This is a genomic window from Leyella stercorea (genome assembly GCF_021531655.1).
The window spans coordinates 48,863-55,518 of record NZ_JADYUF010000022.1; the positions used below are offsets into that span (position 1 = coordinate 48,863).

Annotated in this window: 5 protein-coding genes; 1 reads left to right on the forward strand and 4 read right to left on the reverse strand. The window is 50.8% G+C overall.

Translation table 11 applies throughout. The features are described from left to right. Positions 1-4: 4 nt before the first annotated feature. The 4 genes from nagA to pheT all read right to left on the reverse strand — a co-directional run bounded on the left by nagA (position 5) and on the right by pheT (position 4,990). Positions 5-1,162 carry an N-acetylglucosamine-6-phosphate deacetylase gene (nagA, locus tag I6E49_RS07910; RefSeq protein ID WP_235401646.1) on the reverse strand — a complete coding sequence of 386 codons (1,158 nt, stop codon included), beginning with the start codon at positions 1,160-1,162 and terminating at the stop codon, positions 5-7. Between the two features lie 157 nt (positions 1,163-1,319). Then, positions 1,320-1,571, reverse strand: a complete 252-nt coding sequence (locus I6E49_RS07915; protein ID WP_235401647.1) for a TIGR03905 family TSCPD domain-containing protein — start codon at positions 1,569-1,571, stop codon at positions 1,320-1,322. A 183-nt stretch (positions 1,572-1,754) separates the two neighbouring features. Further along, positions 1,755-2,492: a YebC/PmpR family DNA-binding transcriptional regulator gene (locus tag I6E49_RS07920; protein ID WP_235401649.1), complete on the reverse strand. Its 738-nt coding sequence runs from the start codon at positions 2,490-2,492 to the stop codon at positions 1,755-1,757. A 35-nt stretch (positions 2,493-2,527) separates the two neighbouring features. Next, complete coding sequence (pheT, locus tag I6E49_RS07925) at positions 2,528-4,990, reverse strand: phenylalanine--tRNA ligase subunit beta (RefSeq protein ID WP_235401651.1); 2,463 nt, start codon at positions 4,988-4,990, stop codon at positions 2,528-2,530. A gap of 126 nt (positions 4,991-5,116) precedes the next feature. Between pheT and I6E49_RS07930 the strand changes: the two genes are divergently transcribed. Continuing rightward, positions 5,117-6,286 (forward strand): Gfo/Idh/MocA family protein, encoded by a 1,170-nt coding sequence (locus tag I6E49_RS07930; RefSeq protein ID WP_235401653.1) that lies wholly within the window; start codon positions 5,117-5,119, stop codon positions 6,284-6,286. Positions 6,287-6,656 lie beyond the last annotated feature (370 nt).

Below are 6,656 nucleotides of genomic sequence, written 5' to 3' on the forward strand. Positions count from 1 at the left end.
GTATTTAGAGTTCGTTGGTCACCTCGTTGCCCATCTGCATGACGTATGTGAGCTTAAGGTCGTTGTCGAACATCATGATATCGGCGTCCTTGCCGTCCTCAAGCGAACCCTTGCGGTCGAATACACCCATAATCTTGGCAGGAGTTTCGCTTGCCATGCGGCATGCGTCTTCCATTGGGATGTTGGCCTGCTGCACGCATGTGCGGATGAGGCGGTCCATAGTGGCTATAGAGCCTGCAAGTGCTGAGTGGTCGGCGAGCTTGCATACACCGTCCTCAAGAATTACGCGTGGGTCGAATGCTACTCCCTCGTCGCTTGCTGCGCATGCCAATGAGTCGGTGATGAGTGCTGTCTTCTCAACGCCCTTTATCTGATATACAACGCGAAGCATTACCGGTGGAACGTGGATGCCGTCGGCTATAACCTCAACCGACATGTCTGAGAGGGCATAGATACTCTCAACGGTGCCGGGCACCTTGAATTCGTGCTCTTTATATACTACAGGCATAGCGTTGTAGAAGTGTGTAGCGTGCGACATACCGGCATCGTGACCTGCCACTACGTCTTCGTATGTAGCGCGTGTGTGGCCTATGGCTGCGATGACACCATGCTTGCGGCACGACTTGATGAACTCTGCTGAGCCCGGAAGTTCGGGAGCTTCGTCCCAGCGCTTTATGCAAGGATACTTGTCGAGCAGTGGTTCGTATTCCTCAGCTACCGGAGGCTTGATCCATTCGGGAATCTGTGCGCCAGCCTGCTTGGGGTTGAAGTATGGGCCTTCGAGGTGGAGTCCGAGTACGGGGCTGTTCTCCTCTGCCATGAGCTTTTCGCAAGTTTCGCATGCTGCCTCAATCATTGGCACTGTTGATGATGACAGTGTGGGGAAGATTGCTGTTGTGCCATGCTTCATGTGTGCCTTGATGGCTACACGGAAAGCTTCTTCTGAGCCCTCCATGAAGTCGCGGCCACCACCGCCATGCACGTGCATCTCAATGCCGCCAGGAACTATATAGCAACCTTTGGCGTCAATGATTTCTGCATCTACGATGTGGAGATCGCTGTTTGATACGGCTTTAATCTTGTTGCCGTCGATGATAACTGAGCCGCCTTCGAGCCAACCTTCTGGTGTGAGAATGCGACCATTGATAATTTGTTTTAGCATAATGTTTGGTTAGTTTAAGAACTTGCAAAGCTACATTACATTATATAATATATGTATATGCAAGACTTTTGAATTCATTAGTATATTTATGTAAGCAAAGGTACATATATTTTTTACAACTTAGTGCAAAAAAACGGAAAAATAGAAGAAAAATTATTTAGTATCCCATTTCGCCAAGTGCTGTAGCGAGCTGGTCGGGACAGCTTGTCATTTTGCCGCCGCATGTGATGCCCTTGAGTATCTGCTTCACGTCGGTAGCTTTCTTGCCGATGCACAGTGCGCATATGCCTTTGAGGTTGCCGTTGCATCCGCCCTCGAATGCGAGGTTGCGTATGATGCCGTCGGCATCTACGTCGATGGTGATGAGGCGGCTGCATGTGCCGCAAGTGGTGTAATCCAAGTGATTCATAATGATGTAGATTGAAAAGCCCCACCCCCTCGCCCCTCCCCCGCAGGGAGGGGAGTAGTATGTCTGGCTGCTCAGATATGCCGGCCCTAAAAACAAGAGATAGCATCCTTATGCAATTTGTACATATCACTCCCCTCCCTACTGGGGAGGGGCAAGGGGGTGGGGCTTTTAGTTTAATATTGTTTATTCGCCCTCCTCAGGCTTCATGTTTGTGTAAACGTTCTGAACGTCGTCAAAGTCCTCAAGACGCTCTACCATCTTGTTGATAGTAGCACGCTGCTCAGCGTCGATGTCCTTCAAGTCGTTTGGCACGTATGTGAACTCACCGCCGATGTCCTCGAAGCCCTGGTCCTCAAGGAATTTCTGAATCTGTGCATAAGCCTTAACGTCGTCGCCGTAGATGGTGATTGTGCCTTCTTCCTCGTCCTCGTCAAACTCGTCCTCAACGTTGAAGTCGATGAGCTCAAGGATAAGCTCTTCCATGTCTACGCCGTCCTTCTTCTTGAATGTGAACACGCACTTGTGGTCGAAGAGGTAAGCCAGTGAACCTGTTGTGCCGAGAGTACCGTTGAACTTGTTGAACACCGAGCGAACGTCGCCTACGGTACGTGTGGTGTTGTCGGTCAGTGTGTCAACGAAGATAGCGATACCGTGAGGGCCGTATCCCTCGTATGTTACTTCCTTGTATTCGCTCTGGTCCTTGCCCATAGCGTTCTTGATGGCACGCTCGATGTTGTCCTTCGGCATGTTCTCACGCTTACATGTAGCGATGATTGAACGAAGTGACGGGTTGTTTTCCGGTTCCGGACCGCCTGCCTTAACGGCGATGGCAATCTGCTTGCCCAGACGGGTGAATGTCTTGGCCATGTGGCCCCAACGCTTCAGCTTTGTAGCCTTGCGGTATTCAAATGCTCTTCCCATTTTATTGTTTTGTATTTATTGTTTTTTTATTGTTATTATCTCAGTTCAGCATTCAGCTTCTGCTTGAGGTTGTTGATGAGCTTGGTCATGATAGCCTCAATCTGCTTGTCGTTGAGAGTCTTGGTCTCGTCCTGCAGGATGAAGTTGACGGCGTAGCTCTTCTTGCCTTCGGGCAGGTTCTTGCCTTCGTACACGTCGAAGAGTTCGACGCTCTTGAGGAGCTTCTTCTCTGTCTGGCGTGCAATCTGCTCAATCTGCTCGAACTCAACGCTCTTGTCGATGAGCAAGGCGAGGTCGCGGCTTACCGACGGGAACTTGCTGATGTCGTGATAGAGCACCTCGTTCTTCTTGATGGCGCGCATCACGTTGTCCCAGTTGATGTCGGCGTAGAACACGTCCTGGTCGATGTCCATCTTCTTCAGAAGCTTGTGGCATACAGTACCCATCTCGCAGAGCACCTTGCCCGAGCGTGCTTTGAGTGCCAGAGCCTTGCCGAAGATGTTGTTGTCGGATGTTTCTGTCACTACGATACCGGGATTTACACCCAGACGGGTGAATATGTTCATGACGTAAGCCTTAAGTTCGTAGAACGAAGCCTTCTCGTCGGCGTGAGCCCATGAGCCTTCAACGCGTTTTCCGGTGGTCCACATTCCAAGGTGCATCTCCTCGGTGTAAGCCTTTATCGGGTCCTCGTCGTTCTTCTTTTCGGGCGAATAGTGATAGCAGTTGCCAAATTCGAAGAAGCGGAGGTTAGGCATCTTATGGTTAATGTTGCGGCAGATGCTCTCCAGTCCGCCGAAGAGGAGTGACTGGCGCATTACGCCGAGGTCGTTGCTCAGAGGGTTCATCACCTTCACGGTAGTCTCCTCGGTATATTTGTTGAGCTCGGTGTAGTAAGCGGTCTTGCTGAGCGAGTTGTTGAGAATCTCGTGGAAGCCGCATCCAACGAGCTGTTCGCTGATTACATTCTGATGGTGATATGCCTTGTCGGCATCGCCGAGAATGGTGAGCGAGCTCTTGAGCTGTGTCGGAATCTCCACATTATTATATCCGTAGATACGCAGGATGTCCTCAACTACGTCGCACGGACGCTGCACGTCGACACGGTATGCAGGAACGTCGAGCTCCAGTCCGGTCTCAGTCTCAGATACAATCTTCATGTCGAGGCTCTCAACGATAGAGCGAATCATGTCGTTGCCTATCTTCTTTCCGATGAGGCGGTCTACATACTCGAAGTCGAGCTGGACGCGGGCATCGCTGATCGGGTTGGGATAAACATCCTTTATCTCCATGCTCACCTTGCCGCCTGCCAGCTGCTTGCACAGTATGGCAGCCTGCTTCAGAGCGTAGATGGTGCCGTTGGGGTCGATGCCACGCTCGAAGCGATAGCTTGCGTCGGTGTTCAATCCGTGGCGGCGTGCGCTCTTGCGAATCCATGTCGGGTGGAAATATGCGCTCTCAAGCACTACGTTCTTTGTGGTGTCGTATGTGCCCGAACCCTTGCCTCCGAAGATGCCTGCGATACACATTGGGTCCTCTGCGTTGCAAATGCTCAGGTCGTGCTCGCCGAGTGTGTGCTCCTCGCCGTCAAGAGTGACGAACTTGGTGCCTTTGGGCTGGGTGCGTACTACTATCTTTGAGCCCTTCACCATGTCGGCGTCGAAGCAGTGCATAGGCTGGCCGTATGCCATCATCACGTAGTTGGTGATGTCGACGATGTTGTTGATAGGACGCAGACCGATAACCTTCAGCTTGTTCTGAAGCCATTCGGGACTCTCCTTGACCTCACATCCGCTGATGCTCACGCATGCGTAGCGCTTGCAAGCCTCGGTGTTTTCAATCTCGACATCGATAGGCAGGTCGTTGTTGTCTACAGCAAACTCAGAGCAGTCAGGACGGTGGAGCGATGTAGCGTGGCCGTTGCGCTTGAGCCAAGCGTACAGGTCGCGTGCCACACCCCAGTGGCTGAGTGCGTCAGAGCGGTTGGCTGTGATGTCAATCTCGATAATCCAGTCGCTCTCCAAGTGATAATATTCGGCTGCTGGCAGGCCTACAGGTGCGTCCTCGGGCAATACGATGATGCCGTCGTGGCTTGTGCCAACACCTATTTCGTCCTCGGCGCAAATCATGCCAAGGCTCTCTACGCCGCGCAACTTCGACTTTTTGATTACGAATTCCTTGTCGCCGTCGTAGAGCACGCAGCCCAGGTCGGCAACGATAACCTTCTGTCCGGCAGCCACGTTGGGCGCACCGCAAACTATCTGCTGCGGCTCTGCTTTTCCAAGATCAACGGTTGTTATGTGCAAGTGGTCTGAATTAGGGTGCAATTCGCAAGTCAATACCTTGCCCACGTACAGTCCCTTCAGTCCACCCTTAATGGTCTGTACCTCTTCAAGAGCGTCAACTTCGAGTCCGCATGAGGTCAGCGCATCGGCTGTTTCCTGCGGAGTGAGGTCGAAATCGACATACTCCTTAAGCCATTTATATGAAATCTCCATTATAATGATTTTTAAGTATACTCAAAACTTGGTGCAAAATTAATAATTTTTCATGTAGTGGACAAAAAAACGTATGAAATAATGTCGTGTTTATGAAAACCGGAAAAAAGTTTGTAAATTTGCGCCATGAACTATAAATCAGCATTTCTATTACGTTGTCCGGCTATTCCCAAGGTGCGCATTGCGCTTGTGGGACTTGGCAATCGCGGCACAAAGACCCTGGTGCGCTATGCTTTTATCGGCAATGCCGAGATAAGTTGCATTGTCGATGTGGACAGTCAGCGACTGGCACGTGCCAATAAATTGCTGCGCGACAGCCATCGCAAAGAGGCGCTCACGTTGTGCGGGCCTGATGCATGGAAGGAGGCTTGCCAGCTGCCCGACATAGACCTTATATATATATGTACGGAATGGCGCACCCATACACTGATGGCTGTACACGCTATGCGCTGTGGCAAGCATGTGGCTGTAGAGGTGCCGGCTGCCACTACGGTGGAGGAGTGTTGGCTTCTGGTGCATACTGCCGAGCAGACCCGGCGCCACTGTTTTATGACGGAGAACTGCTGCTATGACTATTTTGCGCTTGAGACCCTTGAGATGCACCGTCGTGGACTTTTCGGCGAGATTACTCATTGCGAGGGAGCATACATACACGACCTCTCGACCGACAACGAGTGTGGCGAGGGCAATACAAGTTGGATTGAGCGCGGATGTCTTACACATGGCGGCAATCCTTATCCCACGCATGGCATCGGACCGATAGGACAGTTGCTGGGATTCCACCGTACCGACCGTATGCTGCGCCTTGTCAGCATGACATCGGCTGGAGCCAAGGAAGCCGGACTACCCTTAGGTCGGGTCAACACCACTCTCATACAGACTGAACGTGGCGTGAGCATCATGCTTCAGCTCGATGTGACCACTCACCGGCCTTACAATCGTCTTCAGACCGTGTGCGGTACTAAGGCTTTCGTGCAGAAGTATCCGCTGCCGACGGTCAACGATGGCGAGGAATGCTTCACTGGCGATGCTGCCGAGAGGTATATGAGCCGGTTTGACGCAACCGATGCTGCACGGTTGTTGCGCAAGGGCGAGGCTATGAATGTGCCCAATGCAATGAACTACGCTATGGACGCACGTCTGATATATTGTCTCAACAACGGATTGCCGCTCGACATCGACGTGTATGACGCTGCCGAATGGTCGTGTCTGACGGAATTGTCACGGCTCTCAGCACAGAATGGTTGCACTCCAATAGAAATTCCAGAGTTTTGTCCAGAAATAGTTCGAAAGTAATGGAAAATAAAGAAAAAGCTACTTTTAACGAAAAAGAACGCCTAAAAAGGCAAAAATAGTAAAATAGAGCATTTGTTTTGAGTTTCAGGTGGTTGTGGCAGTCGTTGGCTTTAGTTGTCAGTGACAAGGAAATGAGAAAAAAGCAGATTAGAGAAGTAGAAACGCTTTCAAATCATTACCTCTCAGAAACGCCCTAATAAGCATTTTTAACGGTGGCGGTTCATATTTCCCCATTCTGCGTAAGTTTTGGTTTTGCCATGCAACTCTCATAGTTTAATTTTGCACCGAACAAAAAAGTAACTCAAGTTTCGGATTTAGAATTCAAGCCGTTTGAGCATACTCTCTAAGTGCAGCCAATCTCTTGTCATTC